Source organism: Gordonia sp. NPDC003429, assembly GCF_053588575.1.
Window position 1 is genome coordinate 17,652 of sequence record NZ_JBSFQF010000005.1, and the last position, 23,312, is coordinate 40,963.

Annotated in this window: 20 protein-coding genes and 1 riboswitch; of the genes, 9 read left to right on the top strand and 11 right to left on the bottom strand. The window is 66.5% G+C overall.

Features of this window, described 5'->3' with window-relative positions; translation table 11 throughout:
• Window positions 1–14: 14 nt before the first annotated feature.
• From poxB to ACWDSI_RS08030, 3 genes are all read right to left on the bottom strand, one after another.
• Window positions 15–1,748, bottom strand: a complete 1,734-nt coding sequence (poxB, locus tag ACWDSI_RS08020) for a ubiquinone-dependent pyruvate dehydrogenase (protein WP_449756231.1) — start codon at window positions 1,746–1,748, stop codon at window positions 15–17.
• Between the two features lie 90 nt (window positions 1,749–1,838).
• Window positions 1,839–2,963, bottom strand: coding sequence for a baeRF11 domain-containing protein (locus ACWDSI_RS08025; protein ID WP_449747905.1), 1,125 nt, complete (start codon window positions 2,961–2,963; stop codon window positions 1,839–1,841).
• A 74-nt stretch (window positions 2,964–3,037) separates the two neighbouring features.
• Entirely contained in the window at window positions 3,038–3,436 is a 399-nt protein-coding gene (locus ACWDSI_RS08030) for a hypothetical protein (RefSeq protein WP_449747904.1), read from the bottom strand.
• A 75-nt stretch (window positions 3,437–3,511) separates the two neighbouring features.
• On the opposite strand from ACWDSI_RS08030, the gene ACWDSI_RS08035 reads away from it, so the two are divergent.
• The gene (locus ACWDSI_RS08035) at window positions 3,512–4,129 is read left to right on the top strand and encodes a mismatch-specific DNA-glycosylase (RefSeq protein WP_449756232.1); all 618 of its coding nucleotides are present in this window, start codon (window positions 3,512–3,514) and stop codon (window positions 4,127–4,129) included.
• On the opposite strand, the gene ppk2 is transcribed toward ACWDSI_RS08035, so the two are convergent.
• Genes ppk2 through ACWDSI_RS08050 form a run of 3 tightly spaced genes read right to left on the bottom strand, consistent with a single transcriptional unit; the run spans window position 4,096 to window position 6,484 of the window.
• Window positions 4,096–4,929, bottom strand: a complete 834-nt coding sequence (gene ppk2, locus ACWDSI_RS08040) for a polyphosphate kinase 2 (RefSeq protein ID WP_449756233.1) — start codon at window positions 4,927–4,929, stop codon at window positions 4,096–4,098. The genes ACWDSI_RS08035 and ppk2 overlap by 34 nt on opposite strands.
• A gap of 55 nt (window positions 4,930–4,984) precedes the next feature.
• The gene (locus tag ACWDSI_RS08045) at window positions 4,985–5,977 is read right to left on the bottom strand and encodes a malate dehydrogenase (RefSeq protein ID WP_449756234.1); all 993 of its coding nucleotides are present in this window, start codon (window positions 5,975–5,977) and stop codon (window positions 4,985–4,987) included.
• A gap of 48 nt (window positions 5,978–6,025) precedes the next feature.
• On the bottom strand, window positions 6,026–6,484 hold the full coding sequence (locus ACWDSI_RS08050) for an META domain-containing protein (RefSeq protein ID WP_449747900.1): 459 nt from the start codon (window positions 6,482–6,484) through the stop codon (window positions 6,026–6,028).
• A 293-nt stretch (window positions 6,485–6,777) separates the two neighbouring features.
• Between ACWDSI_RS08050 and secA2 the strand changes: the two genes are divergently transcribed.
• The 8 genes from secA2 (at window position 6,778) to gcvP (ending at window position 16,381) form a co-directional block, all read left to right on the top strand.
• Window positions 6,778–9,249, top strand: coding sequence for an accessory Sec system translocase SecA2 (gene secA2 / locus ACWDSI_RS08055; protein ID WP_449756235.1), 2,472 nt, complete (start codon window positions 6,778–6,780; stop codon window positions 9,247–9,249).
• The gene (locus ACWDSI_RS08060) at window positions 9,246–9,863 is read left to right on the top strand and encodes a CDP-alcohol phosphatidyltransferase family protein (protein WP_449756236.1); all 618 of its coding nucleotides are present in this window, start codon (window positions 9,246–9,248) and stop codon (window positions 9,861–9,863) included. The genes secA2 and ACWDSI_RS08060 overlap by 4 nt, the downstream gene beginning before the upstream one ends.
• A gap of 30 nt (window positions 9,864–9,893) precedes the next feature.
• Complete coding sequence (gene gcvH / locus ACWDSI_RS08065) at window positions 9,894–10,298, top strand: glycine cleavage system protein GcvH (protein ID WP_449747897.1); 405 nt, start codon at window positions 9,894–9,896, stop codon at window positions 10,296–10,298.
• Window positions 10,299–10,486: 188 nt separating this feature from the next.
• Window positions 10,487–10,933, top strand: a complete 447-nt coding sequence (gene garA / locus ACWDSI_RS08070) for a glycogen accumulation regulator GarA (RefSeq protein ID WP_449747896.1) — start codon at window positions 10,487–10,489, stop codon at window positions 10,931–10,933.
• A gap of 44 nt (window positions 10,934–10,977) precedes the next feature.
• A complete protein-coding gene (gene ftsR / locus ACWDSI_RS08075; protein ID WP_449747895.1) occupies window positions 10,978–11,664 on the top strand; it encodes a transcriptional regulator FtsR in 687 nt (228 codons plus the stop codon).
• A gap of 46 nt (window positions 11,665–11,710) precedes the next feature.
• The gene (locus tag ACWDSI_RS08080) at window positions 11,711–12,211 is read left to right on the top strand and encodes a bifunctional nuclease family protein (RefSeq protein WP_449747894.1); all 501 of its coding nucleotides are present in this window, start codon (window positions 11,711–11,713) and stop codon (window positions 12,209–12,211) included.
• Window positions 12,212–12,489: 278 nt separating this feature from the next.
• A complete protein-coding gene (locus ACWDSI_RS08085; RefSeq protein WP_449756334.1) occupies window positions 12,490–13,122 on the top strand; it encodes a MerR family transcriptional regulator in 633 nt (210 codons plus the stop codon).
• Window positions 13,123–13,211: 89 nt separating this feature from the next.
• Window positions 13,212–13,303, top strand: a riboswitch (glycine riboswitch).
• Window positions 13,304–13,471: 168 nt separating this feature from the next.
• Window positions 13,472–16,381 carry an aminomethyl-transferring glycine dehydrogenase gene (gcvP, locus tag ACWDSI_RS08090; protein WP_449756237.1) on the top strand — a complete coding sequence of 970 codons (2,910 nt, stop codon included), beginning with the start codon at window positions 13,472–13,474 and terminating at the stop codon, window positions 16,379–16,381.
• Window positions 16,382–16,384: 3 nt separating this feature from the next.
• Here the strand turns inward: gcvP and ACWDSI_RS08095 are convergent, their stop codons facing one another.
• The 5 genes from ACWDSI_RS08095 to ACWDSI_RS08115 form a co-directional block, all read right to left on the bottom strand.
• Entirely contained in the window at window positions 16,385–17,584 is a 1,200-nt protein-coding gene (locus tag ACWDSI_RS08095) for a hypothetical protein (RefSeq protein ID WP_449756238.1), read from the bottom strand.
• A gap of 73 nt (window positions 17,585–17,657) precedes the next feature.
• Window positions 17,658–19,862: a malate synthase G gene (locus ACWDSI_RS08100; RefSeq protein ID WP_449756239.1), complete on the bottom strand. Its 2,205-nt coding sequence runs from the start codon at window positions 19,860–19,862 to the stop codon at window positions 17,658–17,660.
• Between the two features lie 67 nt (window positions 19,863–19,929).
• Complete coding sequence (locus ACWDSI_RS08105; RefSeq protein ID WP_449756240.1) at window positions 19,930–20,835, bottom strand: 3-methyladenine DNA glycosylase; 906 nt, start codon at window positions 20,833–20,835, stop codon at window positions 19,930–19,932.
• A gap of 1 nt (window position 20,836) precedes the next feature.
• Window positions 20,837–21,913: a hemolysin family protein gene (locus ACWDSI_RS08110; RefSeq protein WP_449756241.1), complete on the bottom strand. Its 1,077-nt coding sequence runs from the start codon at window positions 21,911–21,913 to the stop codon at window positions 20,837–20,839.
• Entirely contained in the window at window positions 21,906–23,312 is a 1,407-nt protein-coding gene (locus ACWDSI_RS08115) for a hemolysin family protein (protein WP_449747888.1), read from the bottom strand. The genes ACWDSI_RS08110 and ACWDSI_RS08115 overlap by 8 nt, the downstream gene beginning before the upstream one ends.

The following is a 23,312-nucleotide window of genomic DNA, read 5'->3' on the forward strand; positions in this document are numbered from 1 at the left end:
GGCGCGCGATGTATTCAGTCGAAAAGGCGACGGAACAGATTGGTCTCGGCGAGGTCGACGAGCTCGTCACCACGGCCGGACATGACGGTGCGGATCGCGTACAGCGTGAAACCCTTGGCCTGCGCGGCAGACACCGTCGGGGGGATCGACAGCTCCTGGCGAGCGGTGACGACGTCGAGCAAGGCGGGACCGTCATGCGCCAGGAACTCGCGCACCGCCGAATCCAGTTCGCCCGGAGCTTCCACCCGCCGCCCGTACACGCCGATGGCCTCGGCCATCTTCGCGAAATCCGGGTTCTGCAGATCGGTGCCGTAGTTGACGAATCCCGCGGCCTTCATCTCCACCTCGACGAAGTTCAGCGACGAATTGTTGAACACGACGATCTTGACCGGCAGCTTGTTCTGGGTGATCGTGATCAATTCGCCGAGGAGCATCGTCAGTCCACCGTCTCCGGCCAGCGCGATCACCTGACGGTCGGGGAACGCGGACTGGGCACCGACGGCCTGCGACACCGCGTTGGCCATCGAACCGTGTGTGAACGATCCGATGAGCCGGCGCGCACCGTTCATGCGGAGATAGCGGGCGGCCCACACCACCGGTGAGCCGACATCGGGGATGAACACCGCGTCCTCGGCGGCATGGTCGCTCAGCAGAGCGGTGAGGTACTGCGGATGGATCGGTGTCTTGCCGTCGTCGACGGCGAGATCGTTGAGCGAATTACGGGCTTTCACATAGTGATCGCGGGATGACCGCAGATGATCCGAACTGCGATTGCGGTTGATCAGCGGGGTGAGCGCCGGCAAAGTGTCGGCGACACTGCCCACCAAACCGATGTCCACCGGGGTGCGTCGTCCGATCTGTTCGCCGCGGATGTCGACCTGGACGATCGTCGCCTTCGACGGATAGAACTGTTGATAGGGAAAATCGGTGCCCAGCATCAGGAGCGTGTCGCACTTCTCGATGGCGCGATAGCCGGACGAGAATCCCAGCAGACCGGTCATGCCGACGTCGTAGGGGTTGTCGTACTCCACGAACTCCTTGCCACGCAACGCATGAACCACGGGTGCCTGCAGGGCGCTGGCGAGTTCCACCAGATCATCGTGGGCTCCCTGCACTCCGGCCCCGGCCAGGATCGTGACGTTCTCCGACGAGTTGAGGTGATCGGCGAGCTGCTGCAACTGAGTTGCGGTGGGACGCACCACTTTCTCGATGGCCCGGATCGGACTGCCGTCGCGCCGATCGGTCTCCTTGGCCAGGAAAATCTCCCCGGGGATCACGAGGACGGCAACGCCGCGCCGTTCCACCGCCGTCCGGATGGCGACGTCGAGGAGCCGTGGAAGCTGTTCCGGTGTACTCACCATCTCGCAGAAGTCGCTGCACTCGACGAACAACTGCTCGGGGTGCGTCTCCTGAAAGTAGCCGCTACCGATCTCGGGTGCGGGGATGTGCGCTGCGATCGCCAGCACCGGCACACGGCTGCGCTGGGCGTCGAACAATCCGTTGATCAGGTGCAGGTTTCCCGGCCCACAACTCCCCGCGCACACGGCGAGTTCGCCGGTGAGGGTGGCCTCGGCGGCCGCGGCGAACGCCGCACCCTCCTCGTGACGGACATGCTGCCATCTGATGGATCCGTCTCGGCGGAGGGCGTCGGTGAAGCCGTTGAGCGAGTCTCCGGGTATCCCGTAGACACGCTGCACCCCACAGCGTCCGAGTGTCTCGATCATGTTGTCCGCCACAGTCCGTGCCATAGAGCTACTCCTTGGTGGGTTCTTCGGTCCGAACACTCCGGAAATGACTCACCGCCGAGTCCCGTGCCAGGACCCGGCGGTGCTCGTGAATCAACTCATCGGGTAACGCAGACCCGCGACTGCGGTGCCGTTCCACACCGACGACGTGATCTCCGAGGCGCGCACGGCGACCACGGTGCCACCCTGACCGAGGACCGCGACCACGATCTTCGAGAGCAGGTCGTAGCCCTCGTCGTCGTAGGTGAGGTCTCCCGTCTCGGCGTCGATGTGGCCGAAGATGTCGACGGTGAACTCGTAGACGAGGGTGTCGACCGCTCCGCCGGCGGCGGCCTTGCTGATGTCGGCGAGGTCGGTGGCCACCAGGCCACGAGCAACACCGTCGGCGATGCGTTCAACCAGGGCATTGTCGCGTTCGGCGTTCAACGCCGGCATCTCGGCGCGGATCGCGGCGTCGATCTCGTCGGCGCGCAGTTCGTCGGAGGCGCCGGGCACAGCAATGACGCGGCGGGTGGTCTCGGCGGCCCGGTACATGTCGAGCAGCGGATCGGTGGCGAACAGGAACAGCGGCTGTTCCCCATTGGGGTCTCCGGGGGCCAACTCGGCGCGCACGGCCTCGGCCACACGCTTGGCGTACTTCTCGAGCAACACCTTCTTGCCTTCGTCGCCTGCCAGGCGGCGGACATGTCCGCGGTCACGGATGGTGGCGCGATTGGTGGCGTCGGCGACGTCGACCGCGTGATCGCCGGTGAGGGGCATCTCGGTGGCGACGGTCGTCGGAGTGGCCTTCCACAGATTCCAGCCATTGGCCGACAGCGTCAACGCGTACGCGGTCTGCTCGCTGGTCACCGCCCGTACGATCTGGCCGAGGTCGAAGTAGGTGCCCACCTGCATCTGGTTCTCCAGCCGGTTGGGCAGGATGAACACCTGCGCCTGGCTGGGGGAGAGGAAGATCGCGAGCGATTTGGACAGCCGGGCCCACGCCTCATCGGTGCGGACCTTCTCCCACTGCTCACGCAACGCCTCCTCGGTGGCGTGACGAATACCCGATTCGCGTAATTCGCGCACCGCGCGGTCGAAGGCACTCTTGGCGTTGAGGTAGCTGTCCTCGCGCTCATCGGGTGCCGGCGAGGTCTCCGCGTAGATTGTGATCGCATTCTCCTGCCGCACTCCCAGATCTCGCAGATCCTCCAGTGTCGGCAGCTCATAGCGGGCCATGATCATCCTTTCGTCGCATCCCGGGGGAGCAACCCCAATTTCCATGGTAGCGACTGGGATTTCGCCTCGGCCGGTCATCGTCGAACCGCGCTGGGACCGGCCGTCGACGCACCGAGAGACTCGACGCGCGAACGTAATTCGCGGTCGGCGGTGACCACTGTCACCGTCCGGCCCGCTTGGGCGGCGACCAGGGCGACGATCGCGTCGTCACCGGAACCATCGGCCTCGACGACGCTCACCTCGGGTCGCGACGGGACCCCGCGAGCGGCGCCTTCCACCACCATGACGACCTCCACCGGGCCGGCGAAGTCCGGCAGACCTGCAGCGGCCACCGGCACGAGAGCGTCGCGGAGGCGACGGGTGGCACCGCGACGGTCACGCCACCAGCCGTCGGGCACCGAACCGACCACATTGGCCGCATCGACGACGATCAGCGGTATCCCGTCCGCACCGGACGTGCCGTGCTCACCCATTCTCCTGATCGAAGGCGCTCGGCGGGCCGGGCGCAACCCGGTCGCCACAGTGAAGCCGGTCGCTACGGTGAATTGATGGCAAAAGCACGATTCACCCGCGCCGAACTGCTGAGATATCGCGACCGCGAGATCGCCGATCTCGTCGCTCCGGGTTGTCGGCTGCTGTTCGTCGGAATCAACCCCGGTCTGTGGAGCGCGGCGACCGGCGCGCACTTCGCACGTCCCGGCAACCGCTTCTATCCGGCGCTGTACCGGGCCGGCATCACCGACCATCTGATCGACGCCTCGGCCGGGATGCGCGCCGCCGACCGGGATCACCTCATCGCCCGGGGGATCGGCATCACCAACGTTGTGGCGCGGGCGACGGCCGCAGCCGCCGAGCTGACGGCCGCCGAAATCCGATCGGGCGCAGAGCGATTGCGCACACGTGTGAGTGAGATCGGCCCTACCGTGGTCGCGATCGCCGGGATCACGGCCTATCGCACGGCTTTCGGCATCCGTGCGCTCACCCCCGGGCCACAGCCGCTCGACTGGAGTGGTGCGGCGGTGTGGGTGGTACCCAATCCCAGCGGGCTCAACGCGCACGAGACGGTGGACTCACTGGCCACCGCATATCGCGCTGCCGCGCACGCAGCAGGGATCGTTGTCGCAGACTCGCCTCAGTCGTCCTTTTCGATCAGCAACTCGACGTGATCGGGTACGTACTTCGACAATGACCGCGGCGGGCGGTGATAGTTGCCGCTCTCGACCGGCTTCTTGGGCAGCGACACCTCGGGGTGTGGCACCTCCGCGTAGTCGATGGTCGAGAGCAGGTGCGCGATCATGTTGAGCCGGGCGTGCTTCTTGATATCGGACTCCACGACGTACCACGGACTCATCGCGGTGTCGGTGTGCACCATCATCTCGTCCTTGGCCCGCGAATAGTCTTCCCAGCGGTACACCGATTCGAGGTCCATCGGGCTGAGCTTCCACTGGCGCACCGGGTCGCTCATGCGGGAACGGAACCGGCGCAACTGTTCCTCGTCGGAAACCGAGAACCAGTACTTGCGCAGCAGGATGCCGTCGTCGATCAGCATCTGCTCGAAGATCGGTGTCTGCCTGAGGAATCGGGTGTGCTCCTCGGGGGTGCAGAAGCCCATCACCTTCTCCACTCCGGCACGGTTGTACCAGGAGCGGTCGAAGAGCACGATCTCACCGGGGGCCGGCAGGTGCGCGACGTAACGCTGGTAATACCACTGTCCGCGTTCACGATCCGTCGGTGCCGGCAGCGCGGCCACGCGCGCGATCCGCGGACTCAGGTACTCGGTGATCCGCTTGATCGTGCCGCCCTTGCCGGCGGCGTCGCGTCCCTCGAAGATCACCACCACGCGTGACCGCGTCTCGCGCACCCATTCCTGCAGTTTGACCAGTTCTGTCTGTAGTCGGAACAGTTCCGCCTCGTACACCTTGTTCGAGATCTTCGGGGGTTTACTGCTCTTCGACTTCTTTGCCATGAATCAAAGCTTAAGCCCGGGTGTCTTCTCAGGCTGCACTGTTGGGTCTTTGGTCCTAGGCTTCGGCGAGTTTGGACACCGCATCGAGTTCCGACTGCAACTCGGCGACCGATGCATCGATCCGCGCCCGCGAGAAGTCGTTGATCTCGAGCCCCTCGACGATCTCCCAGCGCCCGTCGACCGCACGCACGGGAAACGAACTGAGGATGCCCTCGGGTATCCCGTAGGCACCGGGCGACGGCAGTGCCGCCGACGTCCAGTCCCCGTCGGGCGTGCCCAGCACCCAGTCGCGGACATGATCGATGGTCGCGTTGGCCGCCGACGCCGCCGACGAGGCGCCACGGGCCTCGATGATCGCCGTGCCGCGTTTGGCCACGGTGGGGATGAAATCGTTGACCAGCCAGTCCTCGTCGGTGGCGATCTCGGCGCCGCTGCGATCGCCGACCCGGGCGTGGAAGATGTCGGGGTACTGGGTGGCCGAGTGATTACCCCAGATCGCCACCCGTTGGATGTCACGCACAGGGGTGCCGGTGTGCGCGGCGAGCTGGGCGATCGCACGATTGTGGTCGAGTCTGGTGAGCGCGGTGAAGCGTTCGCCGGGGACGTCGGGAGCGTGCGCGGCGGCGACCGCAGCGTTGGTGTTGGCCGGGTTGCCCACCACGATCACGCGGATGTCGTCGGCGGCCACCTCGTTGATCACCGATCCCTGTTCGGCGAAGATCGCGGAGTTCGCGGCCAGCAGGTCGGCACGCTCCATACCTTTGCTGCGGGGTTTGGCGCCGATGAGCAGGCCGAAGTCGGCCCCGTCGAACGCCGCGCGGGGGTCGTCGTAGATGTCGACAGAGCTGAGCAGCTCAAAGGCTCCGTCCTGCAACTCCATCGCCGTCCCGCCGGCAGCCGCCACCGCCTGCGGCAGTTCGAGGAGACGCAGCGCGACCGGCTGGTCGGGGCCGAGCATGTCACCGGCAGCGATCCGGAAAACCGAGGCGTATCCGATACTCCCCGCGGCCCCGGTGACGGTGACCACTGTGGGCGTGACGTCAGTCAATGCAATTCCTGTCTCGAGTGAATGTGATTGTGAGCGAGCTGATCACGCTCAGGTCTTGGGGGGATCCTCGGTGAGGACGGCGGTGCTCCCAGCAGAGGTCAAGGTGAGTGTCGAATCCCCGTACTTCCAGGTCACCGGAGATGTCAGGAAGGTGCTCAGCCACGCGTCGGCACCGTCGCGTGGTGGCGGGCACGCCATCATCGTCGATGCCAGATCGCCTGCGGACATCGTGTCGCCACTGACGGTGAGCCGACCCATGTGCCGGTTGCAACCGGCGGTGGCCGAGATGCGACCGGCCTCGGGAAAGGCCACAGAGAGCGGGCCGCCACCGGGAATGGGTGTGCCGGAGACCGATGTCGAGGTGAAGGACTTCCCGACGAGTGTGGCCGGATCATTCGAGGGATGCGCGGTCGCGGAATTCGACCCGCAAGCAGTCGCGGCGACGGCGAACAACGTCGCGCCGACCAGTGATCTGGTGAAACCGCGACCCGGTCGTCGTCGACGCACGGGCCACACCACCACCGGGCGTGAACCGTGTTGGTGCCGCGGATCCGTCGAGCTTTCGACATTGATGCCCACGTCACAAACGTTAGTCGAGGAAACAGCGCAGGGTGCACCGTGCCCGCGCGGCAGCGATGACGATCACCGGTGATCTTGGCGACATCCGTGAACGGTGCGTCGAGCGGGTGTGGCGAACACCACCGCCACCGTGGGCGGGCAGATCGCGGCCGCGTACCGTGGTGGTCGATTCCGCCGGGTCGGCAGAGGCGGCAACAGGTGACGAAGCAGGAGAGGCGTTCGTGGGAAAGCTGACGAACAGCATGTGGCGGTTGCTCGGAGCTCAGTCGACGCGCAATCAGTCGAAATCGGTGGGCTTGATCAAGGACGCCGAGGAGCACACCGAATGGGCCGCGGAGCTCGACGACGCGCAGTTCCGGCCGGAGGCCGAGAAGCTCGACATCGGCGCCTCACCGGCCGACCGTGCCAAGTTCATGGCCCTGGTGCGCGAAGCCGCCGACCGTTCCCTCGGGCTGCGGCCGTTCGACGTGCAGCTGCAGGGCGCGTTGCGGTTGCTCGAGGGCGACGTCATCGAGATGGCGACCGGTGAGGGCAAGACCCTCGCCGGTGCGATCGCGGCGGTCGGTCACGTCCTCGAGGGTCACCAGGTACACGTCATCTCGGTGAACGACTACCTCGCCACCCGCGATGCCGAATGGATGAAACCGCTGTTCGACGCCTTCGGCATCACGGTGCACGCCGTGTCGGAGAACTCGACGCGGACCGAGCGGACGCGCGCCTACGCCGCCGATGTCACCTACGGGTCGGTGAACGAGATCGGCTTCGACGTGCTGCGCGACCAGCTCGCCCAGTCGCCAGACGATCTGGTGTCGCCGACCCCGGATGTCGCCATCATCGACGAGGCCGACTCGGTGCTGGTGGACGAGGCGCTCATCCCGCTGGTGCTTGCCGGCTCCACCGACGCGGAGGTACCCGACACTGCGATCCACGACGTCGTCGGTCGGATGAAGAACAAGCACTACGAGGTCGACACAGAGGGACGCAACGTCACCCTCACCGAGGAGGGCGCCGCCTTCGTCGAAGAGGAACTCGGCGGGATCGATCTCTACGACGAGGAGCACGTGGGGACGACGCTGGTCCACGTCAACATCGCGATGCACGCGCACTATCTGCTCGACCGCGACGTGCACTACATCGTGCGCGACGGGGGAGTCCACCTGATCAACGCGTCGCGCGGCCGCGTGGCGCAACTGCAGCGCTGGCCCGACGGGGTGCAGGCCGCCGTGGAGATCAAAGAGGGTCTCGCGCAAACGGATTCGGGCGAGGTGATCGACACGATCACCGTGCAGGCGCTGATCGGCCGGTATCCGACGGTGTGCGGCATGACCGGTACGGCACTGGCCGCCGGCGAGCAGTTCCGCCAGTTCTACGGACTGCGGGTGTCGCAGATCCCGCCGAATACCCCGAACGTGCGGGAGGATCTGCCCGACCGGGTGTACGACACGAAGGCCAACAAGGTCGAAGCGGTGGTCTCCTACGTTGCCGAGGTGCACGAGACCGGACAGCCGGTGCTGATCGGCACCCACGACGTCGCCGAATCCGAAGAGCTCGCCTACTTCCTGGAGAAGGCCGGCGTGCCCTGCGTGGTCCTCAACGCGAAGAACGACGCCGAAGAGGCCAAGATCATCGCCGAGGCGGGCATCAAGGGTGCGGTCACCGTGTCGACGCAGATGGCCGGGCGAGGCACCGACATCAGGCTGGGTGGCTCCGACGAGAACGAGGAGGCCCGCGACGAGGTGGTGGAACTCGGCGGCCTCTGCGTGGTGGGCACCGGCCGCCACGACACCGAGCGGCTGGACAACCAGCTCCGCGGCCGCGCGGGACGACAGGGCGACCCCGGCCGCTCGGTGTTCTTCAGCAGCCTCGAGGACCCGGTGGTGACACGTAATCTCGCGTTCAAGCGGGACCCGGTGTCGCAGGAGGAGGACGGGTCGATGGGTCAGAAGGGCATCGACCTCATCGAGCAGGCGCAGCGTGTAGCCGAGGGCGTGATGCTCGAACTGCACGCCAATACCTGGCGCTACAACAAGCTGGTCAATCAGCAGCGCGACATCGTCGTGGCCCGCCGGATGCAGGTTCTCACCACCGACACCGCGCTCGACGAGCTCGCCGAACTCGAGAGCGCGCGATACGCCGAGCTGACCGGGACCAGCACCGATTCGCAAGCGGACACCGACTCGGCAGTGGACCCCGATTCGGAAACAGGCACCGATTCGGAAACAGACCCCGATTCGGAAACAGACCCCGATTCGGAAACAGACACCGACTCCGCGGCAGCTGCCGACGCCGACGAGCCCGATACCGCGCCCGCGCCAACCGAACCCGTCGACCGTGACGTGCTCGTCCAGGCCGCCCGCGAGATCATGCTCTATCACCTCGACCGGGCCTGGGCCGACCACCTCGCGTTCGTCTCGGACGTCCGGGCGAGCATCCACCTGCGTGCGATCGGCAAGGAGAGCCCGCTCGACGAGTTCCACCGCCTCATCCTCGACGAGTTCACCAACCTGCCGACGCAGGCGGTCGAGGACGCGCGCAAGACCTTCCGTGAGGCGACGATCACCAACGACGGCGTCGACCTCGGGTCCGCGCATCTGCACCGGTCGACCACCACATGGACGTACATGGTCCACGACAACCTCTTCGCCTCCGGTGGGGCGAAAACGCTGCAGGGCATCATCGGAATCTTCCGGTGAGCCCGGCGCCGGCCGGCGACAACGGGGATCGCATCCTGACGGTTCCCAACGCACTGAGCCTGCTGCGGCTGGCCCTGATCCCGGTGTTCCTGTGGCTGCTGCTGGGACTGCACGCCGACGGCTGGGCGTTCGCAATCCTGCTGTTCTCCGGATTCTCCGACTGGCTCGACGGCAAGCTCGCACGCATCCTCGACCAGTCGTCGCGAATCGGGGAACTGCTCGACCCGGCCGCCGATCGTCTCTACATCGTGATCATCCCGATCGCCTTCGGCATCCGCGAATTCGTGCCGTGGTGGTTGATCGGCGTCATCATCGCGCGTGACGTCCTGCTGTTCGCCACCGGCCCGTTGCTGCGCAGTCGGGGACTGCTCGCGTTGCCGGTCCTCTACATCGGTAAGGCGGCGACGTTCGCGTTGATGAGCGCCTTCCCGTGGCTGCTTGCCGGACAACTCGATTCGGTGATCGGCACGATCTGCTACCCGATCGGATGGGCATTCCTCATCTGGGGCGTCGGACTCTATCTGTGGTCGTTCGTCCTCTACTGGGCGCAGACGATCATGGTTGTGCGCACCATGCCGCGCGCTGCCGTGCCGAGCGCCGGTGGCATGGCCTAGAGTCGCCAGGGACGAGAAAGGGGTATCCACGTGAGCGATACGAATGTGCCGGCCGAACTCAGCTACACCCCCGAGCACGAATGGGTGCGCAAGATCGGGCCGACCACGGTGCGGGTGGGCATCACCGACTACGCACAGGATCAGCTCGGTGACGTGGTGTTCGTCCAGTTGCCCGACATCGACTCCGAGGTCGAGGCGGGGGAATCGTTCGCGGAGGTGGAATCGACCAAGAGTGTCTCCGACATCTTCGGCCCGCTCAACGGAACGATCTCCAATGCCAACGACGAATTGGAATCGGCACCCGACCTGGTGAACTCGGAACCCTACGACTCCGGCTGGCTGGTCGAGATCACGGTGTCCGACGCCGCGGAGCTCGACGCACAGCTGGCCGACATGCTCGATGCCGACGGTTACCGCGAGGTCATCGAAGGCTGACCCCTCCCGCTACGCGGGAACGTATGATCATCGGTGTTCGGTCGAGTCGGGCGCAGGCGTGTTCGACTCAGACGGTACGGTTTACCTCATCGGAATCAGCTGGGATGTGTGCCCGTTTATGGGCCTGCACCCGCAGTGCGACTCGGTGTCGACGCCGGTGACGAGTGGACGACGACGAAGGAGAAGCGGTGAGCGATAGCGACAATGACTACGAGGCGCCGGTGGAAACCACATCGGTGTTCCGTGAGGAGTTCATCAACGAACTCGATGCGGGAGCGTCCTCGGGTGAACCAGCCGATACCGGGGTGGAGCGACTGTCACCCGGTACCGCGCTGCTTGTCGTCAAGCGCGGCCCGAACGCGGGCTCGCGGTTCCTGCTCGATCAGCCGACGACCTCGGCGGGTCGGCATCCCGACAGCGACATTTTCCTCGACGACGTCACGGTGAGCCGCCGGCACGCGGAGTTCCGGCTCAACGAGACCGAGTTCCAGGTGGTCGACGTGGGCAGCCTGAACGGGACCTACGTCAACCGCGAGCCCGTCGACAGTGCGACGCTGACCAATGGCGATGAAGTCCAGATCGGCAAGTTCCGACTGGTGTTCCTGAGCGGTCCTCGCGATAGCACCGGCGCCTGAGCGCAGTGCCGGCCTCCACTGCGGGACAGCGCGGCGAAGGATCGATGTCCATCGGATCGGTCCTGGCGCTGTTGCGCGACGACTTCCCGGACGTGACGATCTCCAAGATCCGATTCCTCGAATCGGAAGGGTTGATCACGCCCGAACGCGCGCCCTCGGGGTACCGGCGCTTCAGTGAGGCCGACTGTGAGCGGCTGCGGTTCGTGCTGACCGCGCAGCGCGACCGTTACCTGCCGCTGAAGGTCATCAAGGAACAACTCGAGGCCATCGACAACGGCGACGGCGGATTCGGTCGAGGTGGCACCACGGCGTTGTCCTCGGCACGCAGCGTCGTCGCCCCGGCCACCGATTTCTCCGCCCGGGGCGGACGTGTGTCACGCGAATCGCTGATCGAACGCACCGGGGTCGACTCGGCGTTCGTTACCGAACTGCAGCGCAACGGACTGCTGACGCCGGGGCCCGCAGGATTCTTCGACGAGGACGCGGTCCGTCTGGTCGAGGCGGCCGCGGCGCTGGCCAACTACGGCGTCGAGACCCGGCATCTGCGGGCGTTCAAGGTTTCGGCCGAACGTGAGGCCGGCCTCGTCGCGCAGATCGCGAGCCCGATCGCGAAGGGTAAGGGCACCGGAGCCCGCGACCGGGCCGAGGAACTCGTCCGTGAGATCGCCGCCTTGTCGGTGACACTGCACACCCAGCTGGTCAAGCAGGCGGTACGCGGCGTGCTCGACTGACGCGGTGTAGCGTCGTGGACAACTACCAGGCGGTCGGAGGTGCGAGATGAGCGAGATGCGTGTGGTGGGCATTCGGGTCGAGCCGCCGCAGAGTCAACCGGTCCTGTTGCTGCGTGAAGTGGACGGCGAGCGGTATCTGCCCATTTGGATCGGACAGAGTGAGGCTGCGTCGATTGCGTTGCGCCAGAAGGGTATCGAGCCGCCGCGCCCACTGACCCACGACCTGATCGTGAACCTGATCGAGGAATTCGGTCAAACCCTCGTCGAAGTTCGCATCGTCGACATGCAGGAGGGCACCTTCTACGCGGAGATGGTGTTCTCCGGGGATGTGCGGGTATCGGCACGGCCGTCGGATTCGATCGCAGTGGCCATGCGCGCCGAGGTGCCGATCATCGCCGACGAGGAAGTGCTCGCCGAGGCCGGACTGTTGATCCCGGACGAGGACAGCGAGGACGGTCCGGACGAGAAAGAGGACGAGGTGGAGAAGTTCCGCGAATTCCTCGACAACGTCTCGCCCGACGACTTCAAGGCCAGCGGCGGCGCGTGAGCGCGATCGCGCAGCGACACGTCACGGATCCGCATCCGACAGATCACCATTGATCTCGATCTCTACATGAGGTCGAGTGTTTGGGGCGCGTCGTGTTGATCGGCGATCATTGGTGGCCCTACGGTCGAACAGACATCGCGGACACCCGCGACGATGAGACGGAAGATCGGGCGGCGCGGCGTATGGTAGAGCGAGATCCGCATCGGTCTGAGCATGGCGAGGAGTCTGCAGTGGGCGAAAAGCCGTTCGACAGCGATGCGGTGTCCGATGATCGGTTGATCGATGATCGGTCGACCGACGACACGGCGACGAACGGCGATGTGGGTGCCGGCGGCAACACCACGGCGACCGCCACCCAGGGCAGCCTCGACGACATCGCCCCCGGACTGTTCCCCAACGACACGGTGCCCGACGAACTCGTCGGCTACCGCGTGCCGAGCGCCTGCCAGATCGCCGGCATCACCTACCGTCAGCTCGACTACTGGGCGCGCACCTCGCTGGTGGTGCCCTCGATCAGAGGCGCAGCCGGTTCTGGCAGCCAGCGGCTCTACTCCTTCAAGGACATCCTGGTCCTCAAGATCGTTAAGCGTCTTCTCGACACGGGTATCTCGTTGCAGAACATCCGCGTTGCCGTCGACCACCTGCGCCAGCGCGGAGTCGAGGACCTGGCCCGGATCACCCTGTTCTCCGACGGCACCACCGTCTACGAGTGCACCTCCGCCGAGGAAGTCGTCGACCTGCTGCAGGGCGGTCAGGGCGTGTTCGGGATCGCGGTGAGCGGCGCGATGCGTGAACTCACCGGCACCATCGCCGATTTCCCGGGGGAGCGCGCCGACGGGGGCGTTACCGAAACCGCTCCCGAGGATGAGCTGGCGGCCCGGCGCAAGAACCGGACCCGCCGCACCGGCTGACGGCTGCACAGACGAACTGGCGGCCCGGCGCAAGAACCGGACCCGCCGCACCGGCTGACATCGGCTCGACCGGTAAGCTGGTGGCGCGTCGCTGCATCGCGGGAGAGCGTCATCTCGAATGGCCGCCGAAGGAGCAACACCTCCTCGTCAAACTCTCAGGCACCCGGACCGTGATGTCGACGGCGTCTCTGGAAAGTGACGATCGTCCCGGTCGTCCGCCCACGGTGAAAGGCCGGCGCGCCACAGCAGCCGCACCGGCCGAATCTCTCAGGCGCCACACGATGGCATGACAGAGGGGGAGGGCCGACCCGCCGGAGCTGTCCGGCGTCCGCGAGAGGTTGACCCGACCATGAACACGTTTCCCGATGACTTCTCCGCTGCGCGCAGCGCGTCCTTCGCCGATCGGCACGTGGGACCCGACGCGGATGACACCGGCCGCATCCTGTCGATGATCGGGGTGTCCTCGCTCGACGAACTCGCCATGCAGGTGGTACCGAACGTCATCGTCGACCCCGTCGACGACAACGGTCTCGGGGTCCTCGACGCACCGCTGACCGAGAACGAGGCGCTCATCCGCCTCGCCGGGCTCGCTGCCCGCAACACGGTCAACAGGTCGATGATCGGGCTCGGCTACTACGACACCATCACTCCGGGCGTCATCTTGCGCAATGTGGTGGAGAATCCCGCGTGGTACACCGCCTACACCCCCTATCAGCCGGAGATCAGTCAGGGCCGCCTCGAGGCGCTGCTGAACTTCCAGACGATGGTGGCCGACCTGACCGCGATGGAGGTGGCCAACGCGTCGATGCTCGACGAGGCCACCGCGGCGGCCGAGGCGATGACCTTGATGCGTCGGGCAGGCAAGTCGAAGTCGTCGCGTCTGGTGGTCGACGCGGATCTGTTCCCGCAGACCCGCGCCGTCATCGAAACCCGTGCCGAGCCCCTCGGAATCGAGGTGGTGGAGGCGTCACTGAATCCGGATCTACCCGGCAGCGGACTGCCCGACGGCGAGTATTTCGGGGTGATCCTGCAGGTGCCCGGCGCGTCCGGCCGCATTCTCGACGCCGAGCCGGTGATCGACGCCGCGCATGATGCCGGTGCTCTCGTCGCGGTGGGCGCCGACCTGCTGGCCCTGACCCTCCTCACCCCACCCGGTGAGCAGGGCGCCGACGTCTGTTTCGGCACCACCCAGCGGTTCGGTGTCCCGATGGGATTCGGCGGACCGCACGCCGGCTACCTGTCGGTGCACAGCCGCCACGCCCGCCAGCTTCCCGGACGTCTGGTCGGGGTTTCCCGCGATGCCGACGACAACCTCGCCTACCGGCTCGCATTGCAGACCCGTGAACAGCACATTCGGCGCGAGAAGGCCACCAGCAACATCTGCACCGCCCAGGTGCTCTTGGCCGTGGTGGCCGCCATGTACGCCTCCTATCACGGGCCGGACGGACTGCGCGCGATCGCGCGACGCGTCCACCAGCGCGCCACGAGACTCGCCGACAGTCTCACCGCCGCCGGTTTCCGGGTGTCCTACTCACGGTTCTTCGACACCGTCGAGGTGCGCGCCCCCGGTCAGGCCGACGCCATCGTCGCCACGGCGCATCGTGCCGGTTACCTGCTGCGGCGGGTAAACGCCGACACCGTGTCGATCGCCTGCGACGAGACCACCACCGAGGCCGACATCGATGCCGTGCTCGACGCGTTCAGTGCCCGCGGCGTCAGGGCTCGTGCGTACGCGCAGCCGATCGAGAATCGTAACGGCGAATACCTCACCCATCCGGCATTCCACCGCTATCGCACCGAAACGGCGATGCTGCGGTACCTGCGGCTGCTCTCCGACAAGGACATCGCGTTGGACCGCAGCATGATTCCGCTCGGTTCGTGCACGATGAAACTCAACGCCACCACCGAGATGGAGCCCATCACGTGGCCCGGTTTCTCCCGACTGCACCCCTTCGCACCCGCCGAGGACACCGCGGGCATCCGTGAACTGATCGCGACGCTGGAGGAATGGTTGGCGGCCATCACCGGCTACGACCGGGTCAGTCTGCAACCCAACGCCGGCTCACAGGGCGAGTTCGCCGGGCTGCTCGCCATCCGCCAGTACCACCTCAGCCGCGGCGACACCGCGCGCGACGTGTGCCTCATCCCGTCGAGCGCGCACGGCACCAACGCGGCGTCGGCAGTGATGGCCGGAATGCGTGTGGTGGTGGTCGGCTGCCGCGCGAACGGCGACGTCGACGTCGACGATCTGCGGGCCAAGATCGCCACTCACCGCGACTCTCTTGCCGCGATCATGATCACCTATCCGTCCACGCACGGGGTCTTCGAACACGACATCGAGGACATCTGCGCCGCCGTGCACGACGCGGGCGGTCAGGTCTATGTCGACGGCGCGAACCTGAACGCCCTGGTGGGCGTCGCGCGCCCCGGACAATTCGGCGGCGACGTGAGTCATCTCAACCTGCACAAAACCTTCTGCATCCCGCACGGCGGCGGCGGGCCGGGTGTGGGGCCGGTGGCGGTGCGATCGCATCTGGCGCCGTTCCTGCCGGGACACCCGCTTGCCGCGGAACTATCGGGTACCGCGACGATCTCGGCAGCGCCCTACGGATCGGCATCCATCCTGCCGATCACCTACGCCTACATCGCGATGATGGGTGCGGCAGGTCTGCGGCGGGCCACCCTCACCGCGATCGCCTCGGCCAACTACATCGCCCGCCGACTCGACGATCACTACCCGGTGCTCTACACCGGTGGTGGGGCGAGCGGAGCGACGGGGGGTGTTCGTGACGGCAATTGGGTGGCGCACGAGTGCATCCTCGATCTGCGACCACTCACCAAGGCGACGGGGGTGACCGTCGACGACGTCGCCAAACGGCTCGCCGACTACGGATTCCATGCGCCGACAATGAGTTTCCCGGTGGCGGGCACTCTGATGGTGGAACCCACCGAGAGTGAGAACCTCGACGAGATCGACGCGTTCTGCGATGCCATGATCGCGATCCGCGCCGAGATCGACAAGGTGGCCGACGGCACCTGGCCGGTCGACGACAGTCCGCTGCGTGGCGCACCGCACACGGCCGAATGCCTTGTCGCCGAGTGGGATCACCCGTACTCGCGCGAGGTTGCGGTGTACCCCAACGGCCTGCCGTCGGCGGGTGCGCGCGCCAAGGTGTTCCCGGCGGTGCGGCGCATCGACGGCACCTACGGCGACCGCAACCTGGTATGCAGTTGCCCGCCGATCGAAGCGTTCGCGTGAGGATCAGGCCCCCGGGCCGAAATCCGGGCCGTAGACAAGCTTGTTGATCGTGACGATGGCCGGATTCTCGGGGTTCGGCATCGGGTCCCGGGTGAGCGGGAACGTCACCGTGGGTGTGGGTTTCGGCAGGTCCGCGTCGCCGCGGAACCCTTGCTCGGTCAACACCCGCAGGTGCTTGTCGTCACTGGCGAAGGTCAGGAACTCGGCGACGGCATCGGCGGCCACCGCGGGTACCTGCTCTCCGGCGAGCCGGATCACCGGATAGTCGGCGATGGGTGTGGGGCCGGACGGAATGACCTCGGCGAGACGGGCTGTCGTGTCGGTACGGGTGAGCTGGTAGAGCTTCTGCTCGGTGATGGGCACGGCGTGGATGGCGGCGGTCGACGGGTCGGTGGCATCTCGGATGGTTGTCGCCGCCCCGCCCGGGCTTCCGTCGGGTGAGGCGGGCGCGCCGCTCGTCATCGCCGCCACGCTGGAGGCGACACGAGGAGAATCGGCATCGTCGGCGGTCAGCACGCCGGTGGTGCGGGTGACCCGCATCGCCACCGCCTGCGCGGCGAGCGCCGACGCATCGGATTGTGCGCCGACGGGCATCGCCATCCGGATCGAGCCCCAGTCGTCGAGCCCGAATTCGCTCAGGCTGTTGTCGCGCTGCTGCAGCAGCGGCAACTGACCCCAGTCGATCGTGTCGTCGAACTTCTTGCCGAGGTCGGGCGACGTCGCGAGCACCACGGGTGTGGTGACCAACGACTGGGGTTGTCCCTCGAGTGAATTCGGCTTGACTGTTTCGAGTTCCGCCGACCACACCGACGACTGCGGAATCCACGCGGCCGGGTAGGCGCCCATCGACGCGGTGTCCCAGGTTCCGGCGAGCCCATCGAGCGTGACCTTCGCGTCACCGGCGCGGACGGCGATCGTCACACAGTGGTCGCGCACCACCGGGTTGGTCTCGGCGTATTCCTTCGCGATGGCGGTCAACCCGGAGACCAGATCGGGGTCGGCAATCACCGACACCGTTTCGCGGCCTTCCACACAGGTGCCCGCGGCCTCGTCGGCCTCCCGATCGAGATGGTCGCCGAGCTGCTGCCACGCGACGATCACTGCGGCCACCAGCACCACCGCGAGCATCGCGAACACCAGGCTCCGACTGACGCCGCGTCCGCGAATCCCGCCTCGGCCACCGGTTACCCGATGATGCGCCACACCGCCTCCGTTCGCAGACGGCAGCCCGGGCCGACGGACGGCCCGGGCTCCCTGTCACATCACAAATATGTCGTCACGCGCCGGCAGCGTTGGCCGCCTTGTACTCGCGACGCTTGCGATGCAGGATCGGCTCGGTGTAGCCGCTCGGCTGCTTCGCACCCTCGAGGATAAGTTCCTTGGCGGCCTGAAATGCGATATTCGAGTCGAAATCAGGTGCCAGCGGACGATAGGTGGGGTCGTCGGCGTTCTGCCGGTCGACCACCGGAGCCATCCGCTCCAGCGCTGCCACCACATCGTCGGCGGTGACGATCCCGTGGTGGAGCCAGTTGGCCAGCAACTGGCTGGAGATGCGCAGGGTGGCGCGATCCTCCATGAGTGCGACATCGTGGATGTCGGGCACCTTGGAACAGCCGACACCCTGGTCGATCCAGCGGACCACGTATCCGAGGATCGACTGACAGTTGTTGTCGAGTTCCTCGCGCTTTTCCGCCTCCGACCAGTCGGGCTTGGGTGCCAGCGGGATGGTCAGGATGTCGTCCACCGACGCCGGATCACGCTTGGCGATCTCATCCTGGCGTTCGAAGACGTCGACGAGGTGATAATGCATTGCGTGCAGGGTGGCACCCGTCGGGGAGGGCACCCAGGCAGTCGACGCACCCGCCTGCGGCTGTGCGATCTTCTGCTCCACCATGTCGGCCATCAGGTCGGTCATGGCCCACATGCCCTTGCCGATCTGGGCCTTGTGCTGCAAACCGGCGTGCAGGCCGATGTCGACGTTGGAGTCCTCGTAGGCCGACATCCACTTCTGCTTCTTCATCTCGCCCTTGCGGATCATCGGACCCGCCTCCATCGACGTGTGGATCTCGTCGCCGGTGCGGTCGAGGAAGCCGGTGTTGATGAACACCACCCGGTCGCGCGCGGCGAGGATGGCAGCCTTGAGGTTCACCGTGGTGCGGCGCTCCTCGTCCATGATGCCGACCTTGAGGGTGTTCTCCGGCAGACCCAGAACCTGCTCGACCCGCCCGAACAGTTCGACGGTGAACGCCACCTCCTCGGGTCCGTGCATCTTGGGCTTCACGATGTAGATCGACCCGGTTCGCGAATTCGCGAGCCCGGAGTCGCCGCCGGAGAGACCGTGGATCGCGATCAACGACGTGACGAGCGCATCGAGAATGCCCTCGGGCACCTCGTTGCCGTCGGCGTCGAGAACCGCGGGATTGGTCATCAGATGGCCGACGTTGCGCACGAACAGCAGCGACCGCCCGTGCAGGTCGAGTTCGGAGCCGTCCGGTGCGGTGTAGACACGGTTGCCGTTGAGGACCCGGGTGAAGGTCTTGCCGCCCTTGCTGACCTCCTCGGCGAGGTCGCCCTTGTTCAGCCCGAGCCAGTTGCGGTAGCCGAGCACCTTGTCGTCGGCGTCGACGGCGGCCACCGAGTCCTCGAAGTCCATGATGGTGGTGATCGCCGATTCCATCACCACGTCTTTGATGCCGGCCGGATCGGTCTTGCCGACGGGCGAGTCGGGGTCGATCTCGATGTCGAGGTAGAGCCCGTTGTGGCGCAGCAGCACCGACGTCGGCGCGGCCGGATCGCCGGTGTAGCCGGAGAAGGCCGACGGATCGGCCAGCGTCGAGGTGGTGCCGTCGGCGAGTGTCACCTGAAGCGCGGAATCGGCCACCGCGAACCCGGTGACGTCGGTGTAGCTGCACTGCTCCAGCGGGACCGCCTTGTCCAGGAAGTCCTTGGCGTAGGCGATGACCTTGTCACCGCGGATCTTGTTGTAACCCTTGCCCTTCTCGGCGCCGTCGGCCTCGGGGATGACGTCGGTGCCGTACAGCGCGTCGTAGAGCGAGCCCCATCTGGCGTTGGCGGCGTTGAGCGCGAAGCGCGCATTGAGCACCGGGACCACCAACTGGGGTCCGGCGGTCTCGCTGATCTCGCGGTCGACGTTGGCGGTGCCGATCTGGAAATCCTCGGGCACGTCCACCAGGTAGCCGATGTCGACGAGGAACTGCTTGTAGGCGGCGAAGTCGAAGTCGGCGGGCGCGGCGCGGTGGTCGCGGTGCCAGGCATCCACCTTGGCCTGCAGGTCATCCCGCTTGGCCAGCAATTGCTTGTTCCGCGGCGCCAGATCGTTGATCACGGCGGCGGCACCCGACCAGAATGCGTCCTTGTCCACCCCGGTGTCCGCCAGCGCCTCGTTGTTGATGAAGTCGTAGAGGACACTCGCAACCTGCAAGCCCTCGACATCCACGCGTTCGGTCTTCGGGTCCGACATGAGAGCCTTTCTGCGAACTGATGGAGAATATGAACACGTCTATGTTACTCGTCAGGAAATGAGCGTTTCACCTGGTGTCGAGCAACTCCCGGCACCGGTCGGCGAGCTGGGTACGCAGCATGCCACCGCACTCGGCGATGCGCGACTGTTCGCGGACGTACTCGGCTCGTCCTGCCGCGGTCTCCACGGTCACCGGCTCGTACCCGAGGGCACGCAGGTCGTAGGGACTCGCCCGCATGTCGAGTTCGCGGGCACGTAACGCCAGTTCGAATGCCTGCAACGTCACATCCGACGCGATGAGCGGTGTCAGGGTGATACACAGCCGGTAGAGATCCATGGTGGCGTGCAGGCAGCCGGGCTGTTCGTGCGCGGGTGCGCTCCGGCGCGTCAACTCGGTGTCGTTCAGCGGCCGGGCGGCGTCGGTGAAGAAGCGGAACGCGTCGAAATGCGTGCATCGCAACGGCATCGATCGCACCACGGCGTCGGTGCCCGCGGCGCCCAGTCGCAGCGGCACGCTGTGGCGCGGCCGGTCGGTGCGGTACACCATCGCCCATTCGTGCAGTCCGAAACACCCCAGGCGGGCGGGCCGGGACGCGGTGGCGGTGAGCAATTCGACGGTGCTGCCCAGAATGTCGCGACGTCCGGCGGCAAACGCCGGGTCGACGGTGACCCCATCGGCGGTTCGCGTGTAACCGCGCAGACCGACGTACCCGGCGAGATCGCCGGCCACGGCAGCCATTTCGGCGTCCGACCCGCACCTGGCGTCCGCCAGGACCACCCCGAAGCCGGGATGCCAGCGACGGATGTGTGCCGGCCGCGCCGAGTAGTAGGTGAACAGGAAATCGATCACCGGATGTTTCTCGCCGCGCGCACGGGCGCGCAGGTAGTCGCCGACGAGCTTCTCGACCTGTTGGTGGTGCGCGTCGCGCCGGTGGCGCCAGTCCGCCGGGGAGAGAACGACGGGCGCGGTCATGTCACACCCGGTGGGTCTCGTCACGGACGGTACCCACGAACTCCTCGACGAGGTCGGCGAGCGCGACGATCCCGATGGTGCGTCCGGAGTCGTCGACCACGGCCCCGAGGTGCGAGCTCGTCCGCCGCAACGCGCGGGTCGCGTCGTCGAGTGGGGTGTCGGAGGCGATCACCGGAAGCGGACGGATCTTGTCGATACCGATGATCGTGTCGGGTCCGATCGACTCGTCGAGAATCTCGTCGAGCACATCCTTGAGGTGCAGGTATCCGGTGAAGGTGCCGTCCCGGCCGCGCACCGGATAGCGCGAGAACCCGGTGTCGGTGACCGCGCGCTCCACCGCCCCGAGCGTGGGACCCACACCACCGGTCACGGGATCCACCTCGACGTCGACGCTGCGCATGCGATCCGACGGGATGATGACCTCCGACACGGTGCGCCCCACGGACTGCAGGGCACGGGTGAGTCGTTCGTGTTCCTCGGCGTCGATGAGACCTTCTTCGCGTGACTCACCCAGCATCTGCGCCAGTTCGATCGGCGACACCGTCGAGTCGAGTTCGTCCTTGGGTTCCACCCGCATCGCGCGCAGCGTGATGTTGGCCAGCCAGTTGTAGATCGCGATGAGCGGCCGGACCACCCGGATGAACATCAGGTGCGCCGGTACCAGCAGCATGGCGGCCCGCTCCGGGCCGGCCAGCGCGATGTTCTTGGGCACCATCTCACCGAACAGGATGTGCAGCACCACCACGATGGCCAGGGCGAGTGCGAACGAGATCGGGTGCAGCATCGCATCGGGCACGTGCACCAGGTCGAGGGGCTTCTCGATGATGTGGGCCACCGCTGGTTCACCCACCCGGCCGAGCAGGATGGAGCAGATCGTGATGCCCAGTTGCGCGCCGGCCAGCATCAGGGAGAGGTGTTCGCCGGCGCGGATGACCGTGCGGGCACGGGTCTTGCCCTCCTCGGCCAGCGCTTCGAGCCGGTCGCGTCGGGCGGAGATGAGCGAGAACTCCGCGCCCACGAAGAACGCGTTGCCGGCCAGCAGCACGACGGTCAGGACGACCGCCCAGGCGTCACTCATCGCCGGCCTCCCCGTCCGTGGACTCGTCGTCACCGGCGATGGGGGTCAGCCGGACCACGTCGACACGTCTGCCGTCCATCTGCACCACCGTCGCACACCACAGGGTCTCGGTGCCCGCGACACCCTCCTCGTCGTCGTCGCGGCCTTCGTTGAGGACCACCCGCTCGGGGAGATCGACCTCGTCCCCGGCCTCCGGGATACGTCCGAGGGTGAACATGATGAGGCCGCCGAGCGTGTCGTAGGACCCCTCCGGCGCACGATAGCCGGTGGCCTCGGCGAGTTCGTCGAGCCGCAGCAGGCCGGCGAGCAGGTATCCGTCCCCGGCCACCTGAACGTCGGCGCGCTCGTCGTCGTGCTCGTCGGTGACGTCGCCGAGGATCTCCTCGATGAGGTCTTCGGTGGTCACGATGCCCGCGGTTCCGCCGTACTCGTCGATCACCACGCACACCTCCATGCCGTCGGCACGGATGCGTTCCATCACCGCGTCGCCGTCCAGTGTGGTCGGCACCGTGGGCACCGTGCGGGCGATGGAGGCGACGGTGGTGGTCGACTGGCGTTCGGGGGGCACCGTGAACGCCTGTTTGATGTGCACCACGCCCAGCAGGTCGTCGAGATCTCCGTCGTCGACCACCGGGAACCGCGAGTGCCCGGTCCGCGCCGACGCCATCACGAGGTCGCGGATCGTGTCGTCGCGGTCGAGGCTTTCCACGGTGACCCGCGGCGTCATCAGGTCCTCCGCGGTCAGCTCACCGAACTTCAGCGAGCGCGCCACCAGGGCCGCGGTGTCCTCGTCGATCGAACCCTGACGTGCCGAGATCCGCACCAGCGACCCGAGTTCGGACGGCGAGCGAGCCGACCGCAACTCCTCCGCCGGTTCGATCCCGAGACGACGCACCAGCCAGTTCGCCGCTCCGTTGAGCCCGTTGATGGCCCATCGGAAGGCGGCAGAGAACACGGTCATGGGTCCGGCGGTGGCACGGGCGACGGCCAGCGGCCGGGCAATGGCCAAGTTCTTCGGCACCAGTTCGCCGAGCACCATCGACAGTGAGGTCGCGACGAACAGGGCCAGCAACAGCGAGATCCCCGACGCGGTTCGCGTCGACAGCCCGGCGGATTGCAGCGCGGGGTTGAAGAGTTGCGCGAGAACCGGTTCGGCGATGTAGCCGGTGATCAGTGTGGTGATCGTGATGCCCAGCTGTGCGCCGGAGAGCTGAAACGACAGCGTGCGATGCGCGCGCTGAACCAGACGCGACCGGCGGTCGCCGTGCTCGGCAACGTCGCGATCGACCGTGGAGCGTTCCAATGCGGTCAACGAGAACTCGGCGGCCACGAACAGGGCGGTGCCGAGGGTCAGCGCGATGAATCCGAGGAGGCTCGCCACATAGATGAGTACCTGCAC

Coding starts and splice junctions, on each gene's coding strand:
- ACWDSI_RS08100 (WP_449756239.1), bottom strand. CDS start 19,862: ATGTCGGACCCGAAGACCGAACGCGTGGATGTCGAGGGCTTGCAGGTT.
- gcvP (WP_449756237.1), top strand. CDS start 13,472: ATGAACACGTTTCCCGATGACTTCTCCGCTGCGCGCAGCGCGTCCTTC.
- ACWDSI_RS08035 (WP_449756232.1), top strand. CDS start 3,512: ATGGCAAAAGCACGATTCACCCGCGCCGAACTGCTGAGATATCGCGAC.
- ACWDSI_RS08025 (WP_449747905.1), bottom strand. CDS start 2,963: ATGGCCCGCTATGAGCTGCCGACACTGGAGGATCTGCGAGATCTGGGA.
- ACWDSI_RS08105 (WP_449756240.1), bottom strand. CDS start 20,835: ATGACCGCGCCCGTCGTTCTCTCCCCGGCGGACTGGCGCCACCGGCGC.
- ACWDSI_RS08110 (WP_449756241.1), bottom strand. CDS start 21,913: ATGAGTGACGCCTGGGCGGTCGTCCTGACCGTCGTGCTGCTGGCCGGC.
- ACWDSI_RS08080 (WP_449747894.1), top strand. CDS start 11,711: ATGAGCGAGATGCGTGTGGTGGGCATTCGGGTCGAGCCGCCGCAGAGT.
- ppk2 (WP_449756233.1), bottom strand. CDS start 4,929: ATGGCAAAGAAGTCGAAGAGCAGTAAACCCCCGAAGATCTCGAACAAG.
- poxB (WP_449756231.1), bottom strand. CDS start 1,748: ATGGCACGGACTGTGGCGGACAACATGATCGAGACACTCGGACGCTGT.
- ACWDSI_RS08030 (WP_449747904.1), bottom strand. CDS start 3,436: ATGGGTGAGCACGGCACGTCCGGTGCGGACGGGATACCGCTGATCGTC.
- ftsR (WP_449747895.1), top strand. CDS start 10,978: ATGTCCATCGGATCGGTCCTGGCGCTGTTGCGCGACGACTTCCCGGAC.